The organism is Bosea sp. NBC_00550, assembly GCF_026020075.1.
Classification (GTDB): Bacteria; Pseudomonadota; Alphaproteobacteria; order Rhizobiales; family Beijerinckiaceae; genus Allobosea.
Genome location: NZ_CP102772.1, coordinates 4,426,092 through 4,449,792, shown reverse-complemented (window position 1 = coordinate 4,449,792; position 23,701 = coordinate 4,426,092). Strand labels below are relative to the sequence as shown.

Genomic DNA, 23,701 nt, shown 5'->3' with positions numbered 1-23,701 from the left:
CGCCGCTATAACCCACGGGGAGGCAGGAATGGCGCTCGATCGCAGGATCGTCGAACTCTACGACGAATACACACACAAACCGCTCGACCGGCGCGTCTTCATGAACCGGCTGCTCGCCATCGCCGGCACCACTGCCGCAGCGGAAGCGGCACTGGCCCTGCTCGAACCCAATTATGCAAGGGCGCAGCAGATCGCGCCGGACGATGCCCGGATCGCGACGTCGCGGGTCGACACCACCGTCGACGGCGTCGCGCTGAAGGGCTATCTCGCCACGCCGAAGGCGGAGGCCAAGCGCGGCGGCGTCCTCATCATCCACGAGAATCGCGGCCTCAATCCGCATATCGAGGACATCACCCGGCGCATGGCGCTGGAGGGCTTCACGGCGCTCGGCCTGGACTTCCTGACCCCGCTGGGCGGCACGCCTGCTGATCCAGACGCCGCCCGCGCGCTGTTCCCGCAGCTTTCCAACGACGCCGTCGTCGGACAGGGGCGCGCGGCCCTCAAATACCTGGCCTCCCGGCCGGACGCGAACGGCAAGGTCGGCGCGGTCGGCTTCTGCTGGGGCGGCAGCGCGGTCAACAATCTCGCGGTCGCGGCGCCCGAGCTCGCCGCCGGCGTCGTCTTCTATGGCGGCCCGCCCGATCTCGCCAAGGTGCCGCAGATCAAGGCCCGCCTCCTGATCCAGCAGGCTTCGCGCGATACGCGCCTCGTCCAGATGCTGCCCGATTACGAGAAGGCGCTGAAGGCGGCCGGCATCCAGTACGAGGCGATCATCTACCCCGATGTCGACCACGCCTTCATGAACGACACCAGCGCCGAGCGCTACAACGCCGCCACCGCCAAGCAGGCCTGGGCGCGGACGATCGCCTTCCTCAAGGCGGGAACGGGCACCGCCTGAGTCCTGTTCATCGCGCGGGGTACCAAGTCGTCATCCCGGGCTTGACCCGGGATCCATGCCGGAGCGCCTCCGATCAGGGTTCAGGCATGGATCCCGGCTCTTCGCTTCGCTCCGGCCGGGATGACTCGCGTTTCCGGGAAAATCCCGGAGCGGTCCGGACAACAAAAAACCCGGCGGTCGCCCGCCGGGTTTCTGAATTCCGGATGGAAGCAGCCGTTCAGGCGGCCTCTTCCTGCAGGTCGTCGTTGTCGCCTTCCAACTCCGCCTCGGCGTCGGCCGCCTCGTTCTTGCCGGCGCGGCGCGGCGACTTGGCGAGCTGACCCTCGATCTTCTTGAGGGCTTCTGTCTCGGTGACGTCGTCGACGACCGCAATCTCGCGGGTCATGCGGTCGAGCGCGGCTTCATAGAGCTGGCGCTCCGAATAGGACTGCTCGGGCTGCGCCTCGGAACGATAGAGATCGCGCACGACCTCGGCGATGGCGACGAGATCGCCCGAGTTGATCTTCGCTTCGTATTCCTGGGCGCGGCGCGACCACATGGTCCGCTTGACGCGGGCGCGGCCGGTGAGCGTGGTCAGCGCCTTGGTGACGGCTTCGGCATCGGCGAGCTTGCGCAGGCCGACGCTGGCGGCCTTGGCGGTCGGGACGCGCAACGTCATCTTGTCCTTGGAGAAGCTGACCACGAAGAGCTCAAGCTTGAAACCTGCGACTTCCTGTTCCTCGATCGCCGTGATCTGACCGACGCCGTGGGACGGGTAGACGACATACTCGCCCGTCTTGAAACCCTGGCGCACAACAGCTTTCTTCGCAGTGGACATGCCGTTACGACTCCTGACCGGCCCGCTCGACGCGAGCACGCGATGACACGTCTTCATCCGGTCGGACGAAGACTTTCCGCCTGATGCGACGCTTGAAAGGCACCGCTTCACGCTCCCTCAGTCGACTGTTTCATTTCCTCCAGGACGAGAACGACGATCGAGGCCCGGCGGTTGAACCGGCTGTCTCTGACGCTCTGATCGTTGGGGGCACCCCTTTTGTGGGAATCTCGCAGGGGCATGCGGAACGAAATCGACTGGGGCTAGCTTGTAGCATAAAAAACACGCCGAATCAAAGGTAAACGCCGGAAGGCGTTCCCCTGTGACGGCATGGCGCGGTCTTGGTTAATGCAGCGCTGGGCTCTCGAGGGGGCGAAAATCAGTCGCCTTCGCCGGGCTCCGGTGAGAACATCTCAAGCTTGCCGGGCACGCCGTCGAACTCTTTCGCGTCGGCCGGCGCCTCTTTCTTCTGGGTCAGGTTCGGCCAGCTTCCGGCATATTTGCCGTTGAGCTGGAGCCAGCTTTCCAGGCCGGGCTCGGTGTCGGGCTTGATCGCCTCGGCGGGGCATTCCGGCTCGCAGACGCCGCAATCGATGCACTCGTCGGGATGGATGACGAGCATGTTTTCGCCTTCATAGAAGCAGTCGACCGGGCACACCTCGACGCAATCCATGTACTTGCACTTGATGCAGTTCTCGGTGACCACATAGGTCATGATCGATCGGCCCTTCCAACGCTTCTAAACAGCCCCATAAACCCCTGCCCGGCGCAGGTTTCAAGGCTGTTTTCGTGATCTTCGGCAGAACGTTTTTTCATTCCTCTGGCGCTCAGGAGAATGTTTTCATCGCTTGCCCGCTCGCGGCATCTGCCGACGACAAGCCGCGATCTAGTCTCCGCCTTCCGCCTCCGCAAGCGGCGCATCGCCGCTGCCGCCGTCGAGCCGCTCATAGAGCTGTCGCGCCGTTTCGAAGGGACCGCGCCGCTCGGCGAAGGCGAGCACGCGCACGACCATGGTCGCGTGCGGCAAGGCCAGCGTCAGCACCGCTCCGACCCTGATCCCCTGCGCGGGATTTTCGGCGCGGCGTCCCTCGATCCGGACATGCCCGTCCTCTACCAGACGCACGGCGGACGGACGGGTTCGCGCGAACCGCGCGAACCAGAGCCATTTGTCGAGGCGTTGACGATGCTCCTGCAAGCGGTCCGCGCCTCCCGGGATCGTTCAGTTCTTGCCGCCTTCGAGCTGCGCCTTGAGTGCGGCGAGCTTGGCGAAGGGTGAATCCGGATCCGGCTCGCGATTGGCCGGCCGCGGACGCGGCGCCTGCTGGAAGCGTTCGCCGCCGCCGCCGCCGCGTTCCTCGCGCCGCGGGCCGCCGGGGCGGCCGTCGCGCTTGAAGTCGGGCCGCGGACCGCGCCCGCCCTCGGGGCGCCCCTGCCGTGGCGGCTGCTCGTCGCGGCGTGGCCGCTCCTGGCGTTGCGAGCGCTCCTGCCGCTGCGGCGCCTCGCCTTCGCTGCGCGCTGCCGCGGCAGGCTGCTGCTGTCCGGGGCGTTGATCGCGACGCTGACCACCCGGCTGCTGGCCTTCGCGCTGGGGACGCTCGCCGCGGCGCTGATCGCCGTCGCGGCGGCCGCGCGGAGCATGCTCCGGCCGGCGCCCGCCCTGATGGCGGTGCGGACGCCAGACCTCGATGAGCTCGGGCTCGGCCGGGGTCGCGGCTTCCGCGGCAGGCGCCTCGGCTGTTGCCGCCTCGACGACCTCTGGGGTCTCGGTCGTCTCGGCGGTCTCGGCCTCGGTCGGCAGAGCCACCAGCGCATCGGCCGGAACCGGCTCGCGAGCCTGATCCAGCTCGCTTTCGGTGAGAACAGGCGTGTCCGCCGTCTCGACCGCCGGCGCTTCGGCGACGGGTGCCTCACTCTCCGCCGACGCATCCTCGTTCAGCGCCATGGCGGGCTCGGCTGGCGCTTCGGCCTCTACCGGAGCCTCAATCGTTTCGGTGCCCGCCGTTTCGCTCTCAGCCTGTGCCGTTTCGGGCTCGGCCTGTGCAGCCTCATCGGCGGCAGTGGCGTCATCCGCCTTGGCCACAACGGGTTTTGCCGGCTCGGTCGCTGCCGGCGGCGGCGCCAATGGCACAGTGATCGCCGGGCCGGGGCGCTTGACCGAGACATAGCCGAGCGAGCGCAGGATCGAGGCGAAGTCCTCGCCCGCGCAGCCGACGAGCGATGTCATCGCGCCGGTGGCGACGAAGCCGTCCTGATCTGCGGTGCCGGCCGGCGGCGTGCCCTGGGTCGCACCGGGCCGATAGGCGATCGCAGGCCGGATGAGATCGGCGAGGCGTTCGAGGATGTCGACGCGCACCGCGCGCTCGCCGCAGACGCGGTAGCCCGCCGCGCGGTAGAGCCCCTTCGGCACGGCCTTGTCGACCGGGAAGGAGGTGCGGCCGGACGCCGCGAGATGGGCGATGTCGTCGAGCCCGGCCGTCTCCGGCCCGCCATGCTTGAGCGCCCAGAGCTGGGCGGCGAGCGCGCGGGGCGCCGGCTTCAGCAGCGCCGGCATGTAGATGTGGAAAGCGCCGAAGCGGATGCCGAGCTGGCGCAGCGCGGCGCGGCCCTCCTGGTCGAGCGCCTTCATCTCCTCGCCGACCTTGGCGCGTTCGAGCACGCCCAGCGCCTCGGCGGCCTGATAGGCGATGCCGCGCGCGATCCCGGTAGCGTTTTCCGCCGCTTCCAGAATCTGCAGCGCGCCGAGAAGGCGGGTGACATGATTCTTCAGCCAGAGATTGAGGCGGGCCTCGATCTGCTCGCGCGCCGCACCGCTCAGATGCTCCTCGACGAGCAGGCGCAGGCGCGGCTCGAGAACCTTCTCGCCGGCCGTCAGGCGCGCCACCGGCTCGCCGACCCAGCGCACCAGCCCGTCATGCGACAGCACGAAGGCATCGTCGCCCGCCAGCACGACGCGCGCCGCCCGGGCTTCGATCTCGGCGCCAAGCGCCTTCATCGCCGCCAGGTTCAGGGCCTTGACCTCGGCCCCTCCAGCCTTCGGGTCCGCCGTGAAGCGAAAACCCTGCAGCATTCCAACGTGCTGGCCCTCGACGAGCACATCGCCCGTCGCAGTGACCTCAGCCTCCAACATCGCATTCTCCCGCAAGCGGCGCATCAACACGCTGGTGCGCCGATCGACAAATCGGCTGGCGAGACGCTCATGCAGAGCATCCGACAGCTTGTCCTCTACAAGACGCGCCATGCCCTGCCAATGCTCAGGATCGGGCAACCAGTCCGGACGGTTTGCAACAAAGGTCCAAGTCCGGACCTGCGCGATGCGCGCCGAGAGCGTGTCGATCTCGCCATCGGTGCGGTCGAGGGAGGCCAATTGCGCCGCATACCAGTCGGCATCGAGCCGGCCATGACGCATCAGCCGGAGATACAGCGTGGTCGCCAGATCGGCGTGCTGCATAGGCGAGATCTTGCGGTAATCGGGCAGGCTGCAGACCTCCCAGAGCCGTTCGACCGCCGCACGCCCTTGCGCCAACGCCGCGACGTCCGGGTCCTTCGCCAGGATTTCCAGCGTCGTCATGTCCTCGGCGATCAGCGCCCGCGTCAGTCCAAGCTCGGAGGGCTGGATATTCAGGGTGTCGAGCAAACCGGCGATCGAGCGCAGGTCGAGATCGGAATTGCGCCACTGCATCTGCCGGATCGGCTCGAAACGGTGATTCTCGATCGCCTCGACCAGTTCGGCATCGAAAGGCGGGCAACGCCCGCTGGTGCCGAAGGTGCCGTCGCGCAGATGCCGCCCGGCGCGCCCGGCGATCTGGCCGAACTCGGCCGGGTTTAGCTTGCGGAAATGATGGCCGTCGAATTTCTTGTCGGCCGCGAAGGCGATATGGTTGACGTCGAGGTTGAGCCCCATGCCGATCGCATCGGTCGCGACGAGATAATCGACGTCGCCGGACTGGTATATCTCGACCTGCGCGTTGCGGGTGCGCGGGCTGAGCGCGCCGAGCACCACGGCCGCCCCGCCCTTCTGCCGGCGAATCAATTCGGCGATGGCGTAGACCTCCTCCACCGAGAAGGCGACGATGGCCGAGCGCGGCGGCAGCCGCGTGATCTTGCGGTCGCCCGCGAAGGTCAGGTTCGAGAGGCGCGGGCGCGACACCACATTGACGCCGGGGATCAGCTGCTCGACCAGCGGGCGCATGGTGCCGGCGCCGATCAGCATGGTCTCGGCCCGGCCGCGCCGGTTGAGCAGCCGGTCGGTGAAGACATGGCCGCGGTCGAGATCGGAGGCGAGCTGGATCTCGTCGATCGCGACGAAATCGACCGCGAGGTCGCGCGGCATTGCCTCGACCGTGCAGACCCAGAAGCGCGGCCGCTCCGGCTTGATCTTCTCCTCGCCGGTGACGAGCGCGACCGCATCGGGGCCGACCTTCTCGACGGTGCGCTGGTAGACCTCGCGCGCCAGCAGGCGCAGCGGCAGGCCGATCATCCCCGTCGGATGGGCGACCATGCGCTCGATGGCGAGATGGGTCTTGCCGGTATTGGTGGGGCCCAGCACCGCCGTGACGCCATGGGCGCGGGCAGCGGGCGGCAGCGAACGGAAAGGAAGCAAGGCGATGGAGCCGATCATCTCGCCCGCCCATGCGGGCGGGAGCGTGAACTTGAATCAGGAACGAGTCCGGAACGAAGCGGGGCCGAATCGGTGACTCCGGCAGAATCGGGATTTGTTCCCCTTTCGGGGCCACACTCCCTTCGGCATGGGCCATGGCCGCATCGCGCGCCCTCCCGCAAAGTGATCGTGGAGGCGGCGCAGAGGCCGCCCTTCAGGTTTTCTATTTAAGCCTTTCGGGCGGGGAAACGAGAGGCAATGCGGTTTTCCGGCCTGCCGGCCAGCTCAATGGCGGGCGTGCTTGCATTGGCCATGATCGGCCAGGGCCTCGATGATGGCGCAGTCGCAGGCTGCGACGCCGCCCGAGCAGGTGGTCGCGATCCGCTCCAATTCCTTCTCCAGCGAGCGCAGCCGCGCGATCTTGTCGCGAACTTCATCGAGATGAGCGACCGAAATCGCATGCGCCTCGTCGCAGGCGATGCCGGGGGTATCGGAGAGCCGGAGCAGCGTGCGGATGTTCTCGACCGCGAAGCCGAGATCGCGCGCATGCTTGATGAAGGCGAGCCGCTCGGCATGGCGACGGCCATAGCGGCGTTGATTGCCTTCGGAACGCTCCGGCGGCGGCAGCAGCCCGACCTGCTCGTAATAGCGGATCGTCTCGACCTTGACGCCGGTACGCTCCGCCAGCGCGCCGATCGGCATCACGCGTTCGAGCCTGTCCGTCGCGGTCATGACATCATCTCCGAAGCTGTAGTGTCTAGAGCTTTAGATAGACCGCAGCACTCCGAAGACAAGAGCCTGTCATGTTGAACGGAACCGCGTCGTCATTCCGGGGCGGCCCGCACGGCCGAGCCCGGAACCCATGAACACGACATTTCAGAAAAAGCCGGGAGCGGCGGCCGATGCGCCTATCCGGCGATCACCGTGTTCATGGGTTCCGGGCTCAAGCGCTACGCGCTTGCCCCGGAATGACGGCGTGGTTCCGTTGCGCGATCAAGCCACACCCATCGCCAGCAGATCGTGGACATGGACGAGGCCGACCGGCCGCTCCTGCTCGTCAACCACGATCAGCGCCGTGATCCGCACCCGGTTGACCAGCTCCAGCGCCTCGACCGCGAGCGTATCGAGCCCGATGCGGCGCGGATCGGCAGTCATGATGTCGCGTGCCCTGAGCGATCCGCCGCCGCCCATCGTCGCCTTGCGGCGCAGGTCGCCATCGGTGACGACGCCGGCGAGCTTGCCATCCAGGTCCATGACGATGGCGCAGCCGAAGCTCTTCTCCGAGATCATCGCGATCACGTCGGGCAGCAGCGTGTCGAGCCCGATCAGCGGCAGATCGGCGCCGCGATGCATGATGCTCTCGACCGTCTTGAGCTGTGCGCCGAGCTTGCCGCCGGGGTGATAGACGAAGAAATCCTGCGGCGAGAAGCCGCGCGCCTCCAGCAGTGCCACGGCCAAGGCATCGCCGAGCGCGATCTGCATCGTCGTCGAGGTGGTGGGTGCCAGGCCGTTCGGGCAGGCCTCCGTCGCCTTGGGCAGGATCAGCGCGACATCGGCCTCCTTGCCGAGCGTGCTCTCGGGGTTCGAGGTGAAGGCGATCAGCCCGACGCGGAAGCGGCGGGTATAGCCGACAAGCGCCGCCAGCTCCGCGGTTTCGCCCGACCAGGACAGCGCGATCACCACGTCTTCCGGCCTGACCATGCCGAGATCGCCATGGCTCGCCTCGGCCGGGTGAACGAAATGGGCGGGCGTGCCGGTCGAGGCCAGCGTCGCGGCGAGCTTGCGCCCGACATGGCCGGACTTGCCCATGCCTGAGACGATCACGCGGCCGCTCGCGGCGCGGATCAGCGCGACGGCGTCAGTGAAGGGCTGGCCCAGCCCGTCGGCGAGCGCGGCATGGAGAGTGTCGAGCCCGGCCCGTTCCGTGGCGATGGTGCGGAGGGCGGAAGCGCGGATGTCATCGGTCATGGCGCGCGCTCTAGCACGAGCTCCCTCGGCATTTCCACCGTTGCCGGGGGCACGATGCCTGCGTTGACGGCTCCTTAACCCTGTTCGTTCTAACTCCGTTAACCATGCGCGTCCTCCGGGGCGCGTCAGCTGTTGCCTGGAGCCTTGCGAACCCCGTGTCCGGCCGCACGAAGATCCTGCTTCTGTCCGGCACCGCCCTGGCCGGGCTCGCGCTCGGCTGGACGATGGCCGTGGCGCAGCAGGCGCGCGCGCTCAGGACGGGCACGCCGACCTATATCGCGCAGCAGCCAGCCCCGCCGGCGGCACCGCTCGCACCGGCGACCGGCGATCCCGAGGCCATTCGCGACCCGGCGGGCCTGATTCAGAACCAGAGCACGACCGTCTCGGCGCGCCAGCCTTCCCGCGCCAGCCAGCCCATCCAGGCGCCGGCGCTGCGCGGCGTCACGCAACGCCAGTTCCGCGCGCCGCCGCCCACCGTTGCCGCGCTGCCGCCGCCTGCTCCGCCGCCGCCCCCGCCACGCCGCCGCAGCGCAGCGGAAGAGGATCCTTACGCCGCGCTGGGGCTGCGCCTCGGCTCGGTGACGCTGCGGCCCGGCATCACCAACTCGGTCGGCTACGACACCAACCCGCAGCGCAGCTCCACGCCCGGCGTGAAGGGCTCGCCCTTCGCCCGCTACGAGGCCGATCTCGACATCCAGTCCGACTGGAACGCGCACGAGCTCAAGGGGAAGCTGCGCGGCAGCTATCTGCAGTTCTTCAGGGACGGCGAGGCCTCGCGCCCGGATGGCGAAGGCAATCTCGACCTGCGGCTCGACGCCACCCGCGACACCCGCATCCTGCTCGAATCGCGCTTCCGGCTCGATACGCAGCGCCCCGGCTCGCCCGATCTGACCGCCGCCGTGCAGGGCCGCCCGCTGATCTGGCAATATGGCGGCTCGGCCGGCGTCACCCACGATATCAACCGTCTGCAGCTGACCTTGCGCGGCTCGGTCGACCGCAGCGACTATGAGGATGCACGCCTCACCAGCGGTGCGATCCTCTCGCAGAAGGACCGCAACCAGACGCAGTACGGCCTGCGCCTGCGCGCCGCCTACGAGGTGACACCGGGCTTCAAGCCCTTCGTGCAGGGCGAGATCGACCAGCGGGAATTCGACGAGAAGGTCGATTCGAGCGGCTATATGCGCTCCTCGAACGGCGTGACCGGGCGCATCGGCTCGAGCTTCGAGATCAGCCGCCAGCTCACCGGCGAGATCTCCGGCGGCTATCAGGATCGCAAATACGAAGATGCCCGGCTGAAGAACCTGCGCGGCTTCATCGGCGATGCCGCGGTGCTGTGGCAGCCGACACCGCTCACGACAGTGACGCTGCGCGGCGGCGGCGAGCTGGGCGACACCACCATCGCCGGCTCCTCGGGCACCACGGTGCGGCGGGGGACGCTCGAAATCGCCCATGCGCTGCGGCGCAACCTGGTCGTCACCGGCTTCACTAATTTCAGCCGCACCGACTATGAAGGCCAGGGCCTGCGCGAGGACTTCATGAATGTCGGGGCACGCATCGAGTACAAGCTGACCCGCACCTTCTCGATCCGCGCCAGCTTCACCCATGAGCGCCTGAACTCGACAGCGATCGGCGCGGACTACACGGCGAATGTCTCGCAGGTCGGGCTCAGGGTTCAGTTCTAGTCAGGCCGTCATTCTCGGGCTTGACCCGAGAATCTCATGGCCAGAAGACACTGGTTTCCGAGATGGTCGGGTCAAGCCCGACCATGACGTCTCCCGGTCACTCCATCCCTTCCAGCTCGATGATCATGCCTTCGATCATCTTGAGGCCGATCTGCCAGAAACCGGGATCGCGCGCGTCCAGCCCGAAGGGGGCAAGCAGCTCGGAATGGTGCTTGGTGCCACCGGCCGAGAGCAGCGCGAAATAGCGCTCCTGGAAGCCGTCAGCGGCGTTCTGATAGACGCCGTAGAGCGAGTTCACCAGGCAATCCCCGAAGGCGTAGGCATAGACGTAGAACGGCGAATGAATGAAGTGCGGGATGTAGCACCAATACGGCTCGTAGCCCGCCGATAGGCGGATCGCCGGGCCCAGGCTCTCGGCCTGCACGCTCATCCAGATCTCGCACAGCGCTTCCGGCGTCAGCTCACCCTCGCGGCGGGCCTGATGGACCTTGCGCTCGAACGAGTAGAACGCGATCTGCCGCACGACCGTGTTGATCATGTCCTCGACCTTGGCGGCCAGCATCGCCTTGCGCTGCTTGCGGTCGGAGGTCGTGTCGAGCAGCCGGCGGAAGGTCAGCATCTCGCCGAAAACACTCGCCGTTTCGGCCAGGGTCAACGGCGTCGGCGCCATCAGCGCGCCGTTCGGCGCCGCCAGCACCTGATGCACGCCATGGCCGAGCTCATGGGCCAGCGTCATCACGTCGCGCGGCTTGCCCTGGTAGTTCAGCAGCACATAGGGATGCACGGACGGCACGGTCGGATGCGCGAAGGCTCCCGGCGCCTTGCCGGGGCGCGGCGGCGCGTCGATCCAGCGCTCGTCGAAGAAGCGCTGGGCGATGGCAGCCATCTTCGGCGAGAAGGCGCCATAAGCCGAGAGCACGGTCTCGCGCGCCTCCGCCCAGGGAATTATGCGTTGCTCGACCTGCGGCAGCGGCGCGTTGCGGTCCCAGAAATCCAGCGCGTCGCGGCCGAACCACTTGGCCTTCAGCCGGTAATAGCGATGCGACAGGCGCGGATAGGCCTCGCGCACCGCCGCGACCAGCGCATCCACGACCTCACGCTCGACTCTATTGGCGAGGTGGCGGGAATCCGCGACGTCGTCGAACTTGCGCCAGCGATCGGAAATCTCCTTGTCCTTGGCGAGCGTGTTGGTGATCAGCGCGAAGGTGCGCAGCTCCTTGCGGAACACTGTGCTCAGCGCCTCGGCCGCGGCACGGCGAACCTCGCCATCGCTGTCCTGCAGCTTGTTCAGCGTCAGTTCCAGCGTCAGCTCCTCGTCGCCGACCATGAAGCGCAGCGAGGCGATCGTCTCGTCGAAGAGCCGGTTCCAGGCGGCGGCGCCGGTCATCGATTTTTCGTGGAAGAGCGCCTCGATCTGGTCTTCGAGCTGATGCGGCTTGTCCTTGGCGAGATCGTCGAGCCAGGGCTTCCAGTGCGAGAGCGGGGCTTCCGCAGACACCTTCGCCATCACCTCCGGGGCGATGCGGTTGAGCTCCAGCTCGAAGAACAGCAATTCGGTGATCGCCGCGTTCACCTTGTCCTGCGTGTCGCCGTAGAACTTGGCGCGCTGCGGATCGGTCGTGTCGCCGGAATAGACGAGCCCGGCATAGGCGCCGATGCGGCCGAGCAGATCACTCAGGCCCTCATAGCTCCTGACCGCTTCGGCCAGCCTTTCGCTGGCGTCGGACTGATCGGCGATCTCGGCGAGCTTGCCGCGATAGCGTTCGGCCAGCGCCTGCGCCTCGGAGAGCGCCCGATCGAGGTCGCTCCTGAGCTGAGGCGAATCGACGCCGGGGTAGAGATGGCTCAGATCCCATTCCGGCAGATCGCCGGAAGCCCCGGCCGGCCTGGCCGCGCCCGCCACAGCGCGGGAACGCCGGATCGTCTCATGAAAACGCATTCGCTCGACACCTCGCCGCACTGACATGGATCTTCAATAGGCCGGCTCCGGCCCGGGGATCAACGCGGGATATGCCCGGGGCGCGCCGCCTTAAACCCGGCTTAACCCTTCTGGCCGACGATGCCCCAGAACGGAACAGACGATTCCGTCGGCACAAAGCATTTCTTACATATTGCATCGGCTTTCGAGGTGTCATGACCGCCACCGTCCTCGTCGTTGACGACGATCCCGTCCAACGCCGCCTCCTCGACGCGATGCTGAAGCGCTTCGGCTACGGCGTGACCGTGGTCGAGGACGGCAAGGCGGCCGTTGCCCTGATCGGCGGCCCCGACGGCGAGCGCATCGATGCGATCGTGCTCGACCTGCAGATGCCCGGCCTCGACGGCATGGGCGTGCTGGCCGATCTGCGCGAGCGCGGGATCGAAACCCCGGTGATCGTGCAGACGGCGAACGGCTCGATCGAGACCGTGGTGTCGGCGATGCGCGCCGGCGCCTCCGATTTTGTCGTCAAGCCCGTCGGGGCCGAGCGCCTGCAGGTCTCGCTCAAGAACGCGCTCAAGCTCGGCGCGCTCGAGCACGAGCTGCGCCATATCAAGCACCGCGCATCGAACACGCTCGGCTTCCGCGATCTCGCGACCAAGAGCCCGGACATGGCCCGCGTCGTCAGGCTGGCCGAGCGCGCGGCGAAATCCAACATCCCGATCCTGATCGAAGGCGAATCCGGCGTCGGCAAGGAAGTGCTCGCCCGCGCCATCCAGGGCTCCAGCGACCGCAGGGGCAAGCCCTTCGTCACGGTCAATTGCGGCGCGATCCCGCATAATCTCGTCGAGTCGATCCTGTTCGGCCATGAGAAGGGCGCCTTCACCGGCGCGACCGAACGCCATCTCGGCAAGTTCGTCGAAGCCAATGGCGGCACGCTCTTCCTCGACGAGGTCGGCGAATTGCCGCTCGACGCGCAGGTCAAGCTGCTGCGCGCCATCCAGGAGGGCGAGGTCGACCCGGTCGGCGGCAAGAAGTCGGTGCGCGTCGATATCCGCCTGATCTCCGCCACCAACAAGAGCCTGCTGGAGCAGGTGAAGCGCGGCGAGTTCCGCGAGGATCTCTACTATCGTCTCAACGTCTTCCCGATCACCCTGCCGCCGCTGCGCCAGCGCCGCGAGGACATCGCCGATCTGGCGCGGGGCTTCCTCGCCCGCTTCGCCGCCGAGGAGGGCCGCAAGCTCAGCGGCCTCACCCGGGAGGCCGCGGCCCTGATCAGCAGCTACGACTGGCCCGGCAATGTCCGCCAGCTCGAGAACGCCGTGTTCCGCGCCGTCGTCCTGGCCGATGGCGACGAGCTCGATGTCACCGAGTTCCCGCAGATCGCCGCGCAGATGGAGGGTTACGACGTCCGCATCCCGCCCGCCCCCGCCCCGATCGCGCGCGGCGAGGCGCAGGACGAGCTTCCGCCCCGAATCATCCAGATGCCGGTGCGCGATCCCAACGCGCTGGAGCTCGTCGCGGGCTCCGACATGCGCAAACTCGACGATCTCGAGCGCGAGATCATCACCTTCGCGCTGGCGCATTACCGCGGGCACATGTCCGAGGTCTCGCGCAAGCTCGGCATCGGCCGCTCCACGCTCTACCGGAAGCTGAAGGAATACGGGCTGATCGACAACGAGACTGGCCCCGACGAAACCGACGCGGCCTGAGCCGCGACAAACCGAATGCGGCGGCGTGTTGCGCCGCCGCATCTTGTCTCAACCAACCGAGTCACGCAGGAATGGCGGGATTCGGCAGCTATCGGGAAAGCGACCATGCGTCGTCGCCACTGGGCGAAACTGACCACGGCAACAGCCTTGGCCATTATTCTGGGATCCGTCCCGCTCCGCGCCGAAACCCCGGTCCAGACCGACGCCACGCTCGGAATCCCGCTGCCGGAACAGCCGGAGCTTAAGCTGCTCGACGCCGAGCGGCCGGCCTCTCCGCAGGCCACGGCCGCCCATTCCGGCGATGCCTCCGAAGCGGAGATCGTCACCGGCACGGTCTCGGCCGGCGGCCGCCTGCGCGACCCGGCCAAGCTCGACGCCACCGCACCGGTGGAGGCCGAGCAGGAGCCGGTCACGCTCGACATTCCCGCCATCGAAATGCCCGCGGCCGACCCGGCGCTGGTGCCGGCCTCCAAATCCGTAGAGCCGGCGCCTGCGCCGCAGACCGGACCGCTGCAGAGCGTCGAGCCGCTGGTGCCGCCGCCCGAGATGCCCAAGGTCGTGGTCACTGTTCCGCCCGGCCTGGAATTCGCGACGGCCGTGGCCGAGCGCCTTCCGGACGCGGTCGCGCTGCAGCGCCTCGCCGAACGCGAGCGCAACGAGATCATCGCCGCGTATCAGGCGAACGAGAACAAGCCGTTCTGGATCGACGGCAAGGGCTGGAACGAGGCGGGCAAGCGCATCGTCGCGCAGCTCGGCCGCGCCGCCGAAGACGGATTGCGCCCGGGCGACTACCCCCTCCCCGCCTTCGAGGCCAGCGACAAGGCCAAGCTCGCCGAAGCCGATATCCGCCTCTCGGCACTGGCCGTGCTCTATGCCCGCGACGCGCGCGGCGGCCGCATCGATCCCCGCCGTCTCTCGAAGCTGATCACGCCGACCCTTTACCTGCCGTCGGCGACCGAGGTGCTCTCCGAGCTCGCCGGGGCCACCGATGCCGGCGCGGTGCTTGCCGCCTACAACCCGCCGCATGCAGGCTACCAGCGCCTCAAGGCCAAGCTGGCCGAGATGCGCGAGCATCTCGACGACACGCCGCTGGTGCGCATCCCCGCCGGCCCGCCGCTCAAGCTCGGCATGCGCGACGAGCGCGTCCCGCTGGTGCGCGCCCGCCTCGGCCTCGGCCCGAGCGAGGAGCCGGTCTTCGACCGCTCGACCTCGCTCGCGCTGGCCGACTTCCAGAAGAAGGCCGGGCTGCCCGCCAACGGCGTTCTGAGCGAGCGCACGCTGGCGGCGCTGGGCAAGCCGGCCACCGTGCGCGGCGAGGAGGACATGGTCGCGCAGATGGAGCGCTGGCGCTGGCTGCCGCCCGATCTCGGCACCGACCACATCATGGTCAACGTGCCGGAGATGCGGGTGCGGGTCATCCGCTCCGGCAAGGTCGTCCACGAGGCCCGCACCATCATCGGCAAGCCGGAATCGGCGACGCCCATCTTCTCGCACAAGATGGACCACGTCATCGTCAACCCGTCCTGGTACGTGCCGCCCTCGATCCTCAAGAAGGAATTCCTGCCCGGCCTCGCCGCCGATCCGGATTATGCGGCCAGGCGCGGCTATGTCGTCACCCGCACCAAGGGCGGCGGCATCTCGGTGCGCCAGCCGCCCGGCGAGCGCAACGCGCTCGGCTGGATCAAGTTCATGTTCCCGAACGAGCATGCGGTCTATCTGCACGATACGCCGAACCGCCGGCTCTTCGCCGGCGAGAGGCGGGCGCTCAGCCATGGCTGTGTGCGTGTCGAGAACCCCTTCGCGCTGGCCGACCAGGTGCTCGGCCCGGAATGGACGCATGAGCGGCTGAAGCGCCTGATCGGCTCGGGCGAGCGCCGTATCAACCTGCCGCAGCCGCTGGCGATCCACCTCGTCTACAACACGATCGTCGTCGGCGCCGACGGCCAGATCACCCGCTTCGACGATGTCTACGGCTTCCACCGCATGGTGCGGCAGGCCCTCGAACAACGCGGCTGAAATGTGCCCGCCACAAGGCGGGCACCTTTTTGCCACGATCCGACCTTAGCCACCTTGTCCCAGAAATTTCTGGCGCGGCAATTGCCGGCTCGCTAACGAGTCGTTAACGCTTCTCCGCAACTGTTCGTTCACGTTCATCGCGCCGCTTCGGCGGGGGCACCGAGACGGGTCAGACAGATTGGGCAGGATCAACGCCAAGCTTGCAGGATGGTTGCCGTCCGGCTCCAGGCCAGCCCTGCGGCACGTCCTGACCATCGGCATGGCCTTCGCCGCCTCGATCATGGCGATTCGCGGCACGCAGGACGCCGTCGCCAACGGCGATACCCGCACGATCACGATCCGGCACATGCACACCAAGGAGGAGACGACCGTCACCTTCAAGCGTGACGGCCGCTACGACTCCGCGGCGCTGGAAAAGCTGAACTGGGCCCTGCGCGACTGGCGCAACGACGATCCGATCAGGATGGATCCGCGGCTGTTCGACGTGGTCTGGGAGGTGCAGCGCCAGCTCGGCTCGGACCAGCCCTTCCACGTCGTCTCGGCCTATCGCTCGCCCGGCACCAATGCGATGCTGCGACGCCGCTCGCGCGCCGTCGCCAAGCACAGCCAGCACATGCTCGGCAAGGCGATGGACTTCTACCTGCCGGACGCCCCGACCGCGCGCATCCGCGAGATCGGCATGCGGCTCCAGCGCGGTGGCGTCGGCTTCTATCCCAACGCCCATACGCCATTCGTCCATCTCGACGTCGGCTCAGTCCGCTCCTGGCCGCGCATGACGCGCGACCAGCTCGTGCGGCTGTTCCCGGACGAGAAGACCGTCCACCTGCCGGCCGATGGGCATCCGCTCGCCGGCTACGAGATCGCCAAAGCGGAGATCCTCTCCGGCGGCGGCGCGGTCGCCGGCTATGCCACCGCCGATTTCGACGAGGGCGCGGTCATCGCCTCCGGCGGCAAGAGCCTGTGGGCCTCGCTCTTCGGCGGCGACGAGGAGGAGGTCGATGCCCGGCCGACCCGCGGCCGCCGCAGCGCGCCGCGCCAGCAGCCGGCCGTCATGGCCTATGCCAATCCGGGCTACAGCGACAGCAACTCCGGCGATGGCGGCCGCTTCGCCGTCGCCGCCGCGCCCGAGCCGTCGACGAGGGCGCTCGCGCGCGAGCGGTCCGAGCGCCTGGCGGCGCAGGCCGCAGCACCAGCGCCGGCAGCGGCCCCCGCCCCGGAACCGGCTGCCTTGCCGACCCCGCCCGCTCAACCGCAACAGCGCCCCCTCCAGGAGAACAGGCCACAGCTGATCGACGCGCCGCTGCCTCTGGCGCGGCCGCGCGGCCTATCCTCGCCCGTGGATGAGACGACCCAGATCGCCGCCCTGCCCTCGACCGGCGGCGCGCTCGCCTTTGCGTCGCCATCCGGCCCTGCAGGGGACCAGCGCCTCATCCTCGCCTCGCTGCCGCCGCGCCGGCCGGACGAGATGGCTGCGGCCACCGTCGCTCTCGCCGGCAGCCCGACCAATGCGCCGCTGCCGCCGATCCGGCCGACCGCGCTCGCCGACGCCGCGATCGCCTCGCTGCGCGGGACCGATGTTCCCGAGACCGCAGCGGCTCCTGCTGCGGAGGGCCGGCTCGTGATGGCCGCTCTGCCGCCGGTCCGCCCGCGCGAAGGCGGCGTCAGCTTCGTCGCGGCCAGCCAGCGCTCGGTTCCCGTCGCCGCCGAGCCGGAAGAGCCGGAGCCGATGGATCGCTCGGGCCTGAATTCGCTGTTCGCCACGGTGGCGCGCACGACCGTTTCGCCGGGCAGGCCTGTCAATGTCGCGACGGCACGCTCCAAGGCTGCGGGCCCATCGGCCGCGCCGATCGCCGGCCCAAGCCCGGCCGCCGCGCTCGGCTTCAGCCATGCCGATCCGGTAGACGCCAAGCCCGGCGCCTTCACCGGCCCGGCGGTCCGCCCGCTCCCGACGAATTTCGTCCAGAACTGAGCTATTCCCGGTTGATCGGCCAGGCCTTGAAGACGTCGAGCGCCTCGCAGGCTCGCGCCTGCTCAGCCAGAGCCTGCCAACGCTCCTCCGGCACGAATTCCGGGATCACGAAACGGCAGAAACCCCAGGCGATGGCGGCGGCGATGTCGCTCGGCAGCAATTCCGGCCCCGCAGAGAGTTCGCCCTCCTTCGCAGCCGCATCGAGCAGATCGAGCGCCGTATGCAGCTGGGCGACGATCCGCTCCTGCCAGGGCGCATAGCGCTGCGCTTCCGGCCGCTTGCGCTCGTATTCGACCGAGACCGCCTTGTCGGCGGCGACGATGCCGATACCGGTGAGCGACAGGTCGCGCCGGCGGGCCACGCCCTCGATCGGACGCAACGAGCGGCCGGCCACATCCTCGAAATGCTGGATGATGAGCAGGGATTCGCTGATGACGATGCCGTCGTCGGCGACCAATGTCGGCGCCTTGATCAGCGGGTTGATCTCCCGGAAAGCGTCCATGTGCCGGAACACCGAGACCGAGCGGTGCTCGAAGGGGACTTCCAGCAAGGTGCCCGTGATCGCGGCGCGGCGGACATAAGGGCTATCGAGCATTCCGACGAGCAGCATCGCTTCCTCCAGATGAGACCGCGGGAAGAGTGCCGAAACCCGCCAAGGAAACCACGCGAATTCGCGTGATGCGCGAGATCACGCCACTTGATATTCCGGCTCCGCGGCGGGCGTGAGCTGGCTGCTCAGGGGTTCGTCCAGCCTGATGCCGCGATGATGGGCCTCCATCTGACAGGGGTCCCAGTAGGGCGTGCCGCCGAAGCGCTCGACAAGCAGGTCGATCAGCACCCTGACCTTGCCGGGCACATAGGCTCCCGGCGGGCGCACGACATACAACGCGCGCGTCGGCATCGGATAGTCCAGCAGGATCGGCTCGACCGCGCCGGAGCGGATGCCATCCGAGGCGATGAAGGTCGGCAGGACGGCGAGCCCAAGGCCCGCGATCGCCCAGGCGAGCAGCGTGTCGCCGCTGTCGGAATGCATGCGCCCCGCCGGCCGCTCCGAGACCCAGCGCTTGCCGGCGCGGAAGACCCAGTCCTGATCGGCCGTGCCGCTATAGAGCAGGCAGTCATGGTCGTGCAGATCGGCCGGCGTCGCCGGGCGCCCCCGCCGCTCCAGATAGGCCGGGCTGCCGACGACGGTGGCGTGGACCGGTGCGATGCGGCGCGCGATCAGGCTGGAATCCTTGAGGGAGCCGATGCGGATCGCGGCATCGAAACGCTCGCCGATCAGGTCGACATAGCGGTCGCTCGCCTGCACGTCGATCTCCAGCCGCGGATAGGTCTGCGCCAGATCGCCCAGCAGCGGCGCGACATGCCTGTTGCCGAAGGTGAGCGGCATTGCGAGCCGCAAACGGCCCGCGACCCCGCCCGCCTGCTGCGCCACGGCCTCGCGCGCCTCGTTCAGCTCGGCCAGGATGCGCTCGCTGCGCGCTTTGAATTCGAGCCCGGCCTCGGTCGCGCTCACGCCGCGCGTCGTGCGGCTGAGCAGGCGCGTGCCGAGCTCTTCCTCCAGCCGGCTGACGCGGCGGCTGACGATCGACTTCGCCACACCGAGGGTCTGCGCCGCCCGGCCGAAACCGCCGGCATCAACCACGGCAATGAAGCTTCGGATATCGTCGAGCTCCGCCATCGGCGTTCCTCCTGCAGCAACAGTCTGGTCCCTATTATGGCGGTTCTAGTGCGGTTCGTGAACCACTACCTTGCAGGCCATCGAGATCATTCCGACACAGGAAGCATCATCATGGCCACCGTCCTCGTCCTCAACAGCAGCGCCTCCGGCCCCGACTCGGTCTCTAAGCAGCTCGTCCGAAGCACGGTCGAGCGCCTGCACAGCCAGAATCCGGGCCTTCGCGTCATCGAGCGCGACCTCGACGCCAATCCCATCCCGCATCTCAACGCCGAAACGACGGCTGCGGTGCGTGCCGGCGTCACCGAGACTCCGGCGCAGCGCGAGGCGCTCGCCCTCTCCAACGCGCTGGTCGATGAGCTGAAGGCCGCCGACACCATCGTCATCGGCGCGCCGATGTATAATTTCGGCATTCCCTCCACCCTGAAGAGCTGGTTCGACTACGTGCTGCGCGCCGGCGTCACCTTCCGCTACAGCGAAGCCGGCCCGGAGGGCCTGCTCAAGGGCAAGCGCGCCATCATCGTCGAGAGCCGCGGCGGCCTCTACAGCAGCGGCCCGGCCCAGGCGATGGACTCGCAGGAGCCGCATCTGCGCACGATGCTCGGCTTCGCCGGCATCACCGAAGTCACCTTCATCCGCGCCGAGAAGCTGGGCTACGGCCCGGAATCGCGCGAGGAAGCGATCCGCAACGCCAACGCCGAGCTCGCCCTCGTCGCCTGAAGACGACACGAACAGGAAGCCCCGCATCGGACAGCCGATGCGGGGCTTTTTTGGCTTGCGTCCCATGGCCGGCCGATCGGCTCGAGGAGGCCGCGCGCGATCTCGGAGCAACGCCGCGGCGGACATTCTGGCATGTCATCGTGCCGGTCATCCTGCCGTCGCTGATCGGCGTTGGCCTGTTCGGCTTCACGCTGTCATGGGACGAGATTGCCCTGACATCGCAGACGGTTGACGAGAAGAACATGCTGCCGCTCGAATTGCAGGCGCTGACCTCGACGGTGACGACGCCAAAATCTATGCGCTGGGGACCATCACCACCGGCGTCTCCTTCGTGGTGATCGAGTTGGCACTGATCGCGATCCTGTCGCTGCGCGCCCGGCAGGCCAGGCGCGGTTCGGACGCCGGGAAGAGGCTTGTCTAGGGGCTCAAGCGCCCACCGCCTATCCGCAGCAACCGGGCTCGAACCATGAGGTGGCGGCGGCGGCGAGGGCCGGCCAGGCGGCTTGCAATCCCCGGTAGCGCGGCAGGTTCCTGCGAAACAGAGCGCGCAATTCGGCTTCCATCCGCTCCAGTTCGATACCGGTTGGGCACCCGTCCCTGACGATCGTCCGGCCGGCCACGACGACGTCGCGCACGCAAGCCGTGCTGCCGCGCGCAAACAGCAGGTCAAGCGGATCGACCGGCATGATCGCATCGCGGTCGAGATGGTCGAGGTCGATCGCCGTGAAATCGGCCGCCGCGCCCGCGACCAGCGCGCCGGGGCCGGGAGCGCCGACAGCCTTGCGCCCATTTCGCACCGCCAGCGCCAGGAACTCGGGCCGGCTCCAGTTGCGCCGGAAGCCCACGCCGTCATGTGCAAGCTGCACCAGCCGCATCTCGCGCAGCACGTCGTCGTCCTCGTCGAGCGCGCAGCCGTCGACGCCGACGGCGATGGCGCAGCCTCTTGCATGGGCTTCGGCGATCGGCCCTAGCCCGGAATGCAGATGCAGGTTCGAGCTGAAATTGGAGACGATGGTGGCGCCGGCCTCGGCGATCAGATCCAGTTCATCGGACCTGGCATGGACGCAATGGGCCAGCGTCAGCCGCTCCGACAGCAGACCGATATCCCTAAGGTAGTGCAGGATGCCGTTGGGAAAGGCCCGGTCGGCCCATTCACGCTGGTAGACCGTCTCCAGCAGATGCATGTGCACGCGCCGGCCGGTCGCGGCCGAACGTTCGGCGATGGCCTCGAGCAGGGCCGGCGAGCACCACTGCACGCCGGCCGGCCCGAACTGCACGTCGATCATCGGCCCGGCGATGGCGGCACTGACCTCCTCGATCAGGTCGAGATAGGCCGCCGGCGGCAAGGCCGGCCGGATGAAGAGCTCCTCGACCGGCTGCCGCGCCTCGGCTGGCAACGCATCGAGCAGGGCCGCGCTGTCGCCGTAGACGAGCGGGTTCTGGTCGCGCACCGCCAGGGCGAAGGCCAGGCGGATGCCGACATCGCCGGCGGCGCGGGCAATCGCTTTCGCCTCCTCGACGATGGGCATCGCGCCGCTGGGGCGGGTGTAGTGAACCATCATAGCGCCGCAGCCAGCGCGCGCGGTTCTGGCGAGCGAGACGGCGGCTGCGAGGTAAGGGTCGGGCGGCGTGCCGAAGGTGGCGCGCAGGATCCAGCTTTCGAGCGGCAAATTGGCAGCGCCGAACGAGGTCATGCTCGGCCGGGCATGGTCATGCGCGTTGACCAGTGCCGGGATGATCAGCCGGCGCCCGCCCGCCGGCGCAACCTGCCCGCTCAGGATCGCATCGATGACGCCATCCGCGTGCCGAAGCACGGCATCCGCGACGCTGCTCTCGCCCGTGAACAGGGTCGTCGCGAAGGCCGTCTCCGTCATTGCGCCCTCTCGTCTCAGTTGGCGGTGTAGACCAGCTCGCGTTCCGCCTTGGCCGGCAGGAAGGCCCGCGAGAAGATTTCCTCCGGCTTGGGCGTGCGGCCGAGCTGGTAACCCTCGACGATGATGCCGATGGCGCGCGCCATGCGGTCATCCTTGGTGTCGCCGATGCCGATCTCCTTCATCTCGGGCGAGACGATGAGCTCGCTGAAGGAGTATTGCAGCCGGCGCTTCTCGACCTTCTCGTCGACGAGATTGTCGAAGTTCATCACGCCTTTCATGCCGATGGCCTGGTCCTTGGCGATCTCGATCATCGCCTTGTTGGTGGCGCGCACCAGCCCGGCCACGGCCTTCGGGTTCTCCTTGACCAGCTTCTGCGAGACCATCAGCCCGTTCGAATAGAGATCGAGGCCGTAATCGCCGAACATCAGCCAGTTGAAGTCCTTGTCGGGGTCCTGGCGGTTCAGCACGAGGTTGAAATAGCTGGTGATGTTGAAGACCAGCGCGCCGTCGATATCGCCCTTGATCAGCAGCGGCTCCTGCAGGTTCGGCGCCATGTTGGAGAGCTTGATCTTGTCCATCCCGACATCGTTCTTGCGGGCAAACACCTGGAGCAAGCGCGTCGTCGGCGTGCCCTGCGCGCCGCCCAGCGTCTTGCCGACGAGATCGGCCGGCTTGCCCACGCCGGTGGCCTTCTTCGTCACGATGGCGAAGGGCGGCCGGTTCCACATCATGTAGACCATCACCGGCGCCTCGCCGGGCTTGGCCGCCGCGTTCTGGATGATGGCGTTGACGTCTCCGAAGCCGGCCTCGTAGGCGCCGCCCATGATCCGGGTCACCGTCGCGCCCGAGCCTTCGCCCTGATCGATCACGACGTTCAGCCCCTCTGCCTTGTAGTATCCCTTGTCGCGGGCGACGAAGAAGGCGGCGTCGGAGCCCTGGGTCTTCCAGCCGAGCGTGAACTTGATCGTGGTCTCCTGCGCCAGCGCCGAGCCGGCGCAGACGAGGCTTGCAAGGACTGTCGCGGTCAATGTCTTGAACATCGTGGTCTCCCCTTTTTTTGGACGGTGGCGGTGGATCTCAGGCGGCGGCGAGGTCGCCCTTGCGGTTGGCCCAGCCCGTGACGCGCATCTCGATCAGCGAGAAGGCGACGTAGAGCGCGACACCGAGGCCGGCGAGGATGAACAGCCCGGCGAAGACCAGCGGCGTGTTGAAGTTCGACGAGGCCGACATCATCACATTGCCGATGCCGCGATTGGAGGCGACCGTCTCGGCCAACACCGTGCCGACGAAGGCATAGGTGATCGCGACCTTCAGCGAGGCGAAGAAGAACGGCATCGTCCGCGGCAGGCCGACATTCCAGAGGATGTCGAGCTTGCTGGCGCCGAGCGCCTTCAGCACATCCTCCATTTCCGGTTCGGTCGTGGCGAGGCCGGTGGCGATGTTGACCACGATCGGGAAGAAGCAGATCGAGAGCGAGGTCAGCACGGCGGGCACCGTGCCCGAACCGAACCAGAGCACCAGGATCGGCACGACCGCGACCTTCGGGATCGAGGAGAAGCCGATCAGCAGCGGATAGACCGTGTCATAGGCCGTGCGCGAGACGCCGATCACCGCGCCGAGCAGGACGCCGAGCGCGACACCGAGCACGAAGCCCGCCATCGTCGTCGCCAATGTCTGCAGGATATGCGGCCACAGGATCGGGAAGCGCTGCACCAACGTCGCGACCACCTGGCTCGGCCGCGGCAGGATCAGGTCCGACATGCCCGAGATCAGGCAGAACAGCTCCCAGCAGACGAAAAACAGAACGATCAGTGCGGCCGATCCAAGCCTTTGCCTGATGCGACGATCGGCCATG

At 67.9% G+C, this 23,701-nt stretch carries 18 protein-coding genes and 1 pseudogene; 7 read left to right on the top strand and 12 right to left on the bottom strand.

Going from position 1 to position 23,701, the window contains the following annotated elements:
* Positions 1–28: 28 nt before the first annotated feature.
* Positions 29–898 carry a dienelactone hydrolase family protein gene (locus NWE53_RS21310; protein ID WP_265051348.1) on the top strand — a complete coding sequence of 290 codons (870 nt, stop codon included), beginning with the start codon at positions 29–31 and terminating at the stop codon, positions 896–898.
* A 217-nt stretch (positions 899–1,115) separates the two neighbouring features.
* Here NWE53_RS21310 and NWE53_RS21305 read toward each other — a convergent pair whose 3' ends face one another.
* The 6 genes from NWE53_RS21305 to NWE53_RS21280 form a co-directional block, all read right to left on the bottom strand.
* Positions 1,116–1,715, bottom strand: coding sequence for a CarD family transcriptional regulator (locus tag NWE53_RS21305; RefSeq protein WP_265051347.1), 600 nt, complete (start codon positions 1,713–1,715; stop codon positions 1,116–1,118).
* 376 nt (positions 1,716–2,091) lie between these two features.
* A complete protein-coding gene (fdxA, locus tag NWE53_RS21300) occupies positions 2,092–2,427 on the bottom strand; it encodes a ferredoxin FdxA (RefSeq protein ID WP_265051346.1) in 336 nt (111 codons plus the stop codon).
* Between the two features lie 171 nt (positions 2,428–2,598).
* On the bottom strand, positions 2,599–2,907 hold the full coding sequence (locus NWE53_RS21295; RefSeq protein ID WP_265051345.1) for an RNA-binding S4 domain-containing protein: 309 nt from the start codon (positions 2,905–2,907) through the stop codon (positions 2,599–2,601).
* 24 nt (positions 2,908–2,931) lie between these two features.
* On the bottom strand, positions 2,932–6,330 hold the full coding sequence (locus tag NWE53_RS21290; protein ID WP_265051344.1) for a helicase-related protein: 3,399 nt from the start codon (positions 6,328–6,330) through the stop codon (positions 2,932–2,934).
* Between the two features lie 264 nt (positions 6,331–6,594).
* Entirely contained in the window at positions 6,595–7,041 is a 447-nt protein-coding gene (locus NWE53_RS21285; RefSeq protein ID WP_265051343.1) for a MerR family transcriptional regulator, read from the bottom strand.
* A gap of 261 nt (positions 7,042–7,302) precedes the next feature.
* Positions 7,303–8,277, bottom strand: coding sequence for a KpsF/GutQ family sugar-phosphate isomerase (locus NWE53_RS21280; protein ID WP_265051342.1), 975 nt, complete (start codon positions 8,275–8,277; stop codon positions 7,303–7,305).
* A 155-nt stretch (positions 8,278–8,432) separates the two neighbouring features.
* On the opposite strand from NWE53_RS21280, the gene NWE53_RS21275 reads away from it, so the two are divergent.
* Positions 8,433–9,959, top strand: coding sequence for an outer membrane beta-barrel protein (locus NWE53_RS21275; RefSeq protein ID WP_265051341.1), 1,527 nt, complete (start codon positions 8,433–8,435; stop codon positions 9,957–9,959).
* Between the two features lie 97 nt (positions 9,960–10,056).
* Here NWE53_RS21275 and NWE53_RS21270 read toward each other — a convergent pair whose 3' ends face one another.
* Complete coding sequence (locus NWE53_RS21270) at positions 10,057–11,898, bottom strand: M3 family oligoendopeptidase (RefSeq protein ID WP_265051340.1); 1,842 nt, start codon at positions 11,896–11,898, stop codon at positions 10,057–10,059.
* A 194-nt stretch (positions 11,899–12,092) separates the two neighbouring features.
* On the opposite strand from NWE53_RS21270, the gene NWE53_RS21265 reads away from it, so the two are divergent.
* The 3 genes from NWE53_RS21265 (at position 12,093) to NWE53_RS21255 (ending at position 17,574) form a co-directional block, all read left to right on the top strand.
* The gene (locus NWE53_RS21265; RefSeq protein WP_265051339.1) at positions 12,093–13,589 is read left to right on the top strand and encodes a sigma-54-dependent transcriptional regulator; all 1,497 of its coding nucleotides are present in this window, start codon (positions 12,093–12,095) and stop codon (positions 13,587–13,589) included.
* A 105-nt stretch (positions 13,590–13,694) separates the two neighbouring features.
* The gene (locus NWE53_RS21260; RefSeq protein ID WP_265051338.1) at positions 13,695–15,605 is read left to right on the top strand and encodes a L,D-transpeptidase scaffold domain-containing protein; all 1,911 of its coding nucleotides are present in this window, start codon (positions 13,695–13,697) and stop codon (positions 15,603–15,605) included.
* Between the two features lie 259 nt (positions 15,606–15,864).
* Positions 15,865–17,574, top strand: coding sequence for a peptidoglycan L,D-endopeptidase MepK (locus tag NWE53_RS21255; RefSeq protein ID WP_265051337.1), 1,710 nt, complete (start codon positions 15,865–15,867; stop codon positions 17,572–17,574).
* A gap of 1 nt (position 17,575) precedes the next feature.
* Here NWE53_RS21255 and NWE53_RS21250 read toward each other — a convergent pair whose 3' ends face one another.
* Entirely contained in the window at positions 17,576–18,184 is a 609-nt protein-coding gene (locus tag NWE53_RS21250) for a glutathione S-transferase family protein (protein ID WP_265051336.1), read from the bottom strand.
* Between the two features lie 78 nt (positions 18,185–18,262).
* Positions 18,263–19,255, bottom strand: coding sequence for a LysR family transcriptional regulator (locus NWE53_RS21245; RefSeq protein ID WP_265051335.1), 993 nt, complete (start codon positions 19,253–19,255; stop codon positions 18,263–18,265).
* 111 nt (positions 19,256–19,366) lie between these two features.
* Here NWE53_RS21245 and NWE53_RS21240 point away from each other — a divergent pair, with 111 nt between their 5' ends.
* A complete protein-coding gene (locus NWE53_RS21240; RefSeq protein WP_265051334.1) occupies positions 19,367–19,972 on the top strand; it encodes an FMN-dependent NADH-azoreductase in 606 nt (201 codons plus the stop codon).
* A 77-nt stretch (positions 19,973–20,049) separates the two neighbouring features.
* Positions 20,050–20,393, top strand: a pseudogene (locus NWE53_RS21235) (ABC transporter permease); the annotation flags it as partial.
* Between the two features lie 19 nt (positions 20,394–20,412).
* On the opposite strand, the gene NWE53_RS21230 reads toward NWE53_RS21235, so the two are convergent.
* From NWE53_RS21230 to NWE53_RS21220, 3 genes are read right to left on the bottom strand one after another with little or no spacing between them, the layout of a single operon-like run.
* Positions 20,413–21,846, bottom strand: coding sequence for an amidohydrolase family protein (locus NWE53_RS21230; protein ID WP_265051333.1), 1,434 nt, complete (start codon positions 21,844–21,846; stop codon positions 20,413–20,415).
* A 14-nt stretch (positions 21,847–21,860) separates the two neighbouring features.
* Positions 21,861–22,886, bottom strand: coding sequence for an ABC transporter substrate-binding protein (locus NWE53_RS21225; protein WP_265051332.1), 1,026 nt, complete (start codon positions 22,884–22,886; stop codon positions 21,861–21,863).
* Between the two features lie 37 nt (positions 22,887–22,923).
* On the bottom strand, positions 22,924–23,700 hold the full coding sequence (locus NWE53_RS21220) for an ABC transporter permease (RefSeq protein WP_265051331.1): 777 nt from the start codon (positions 23,698–23,700) through the stop codon (positions 22,924–22,926).
* Position 23,701 lies beyond the last annotated feature (1 nt).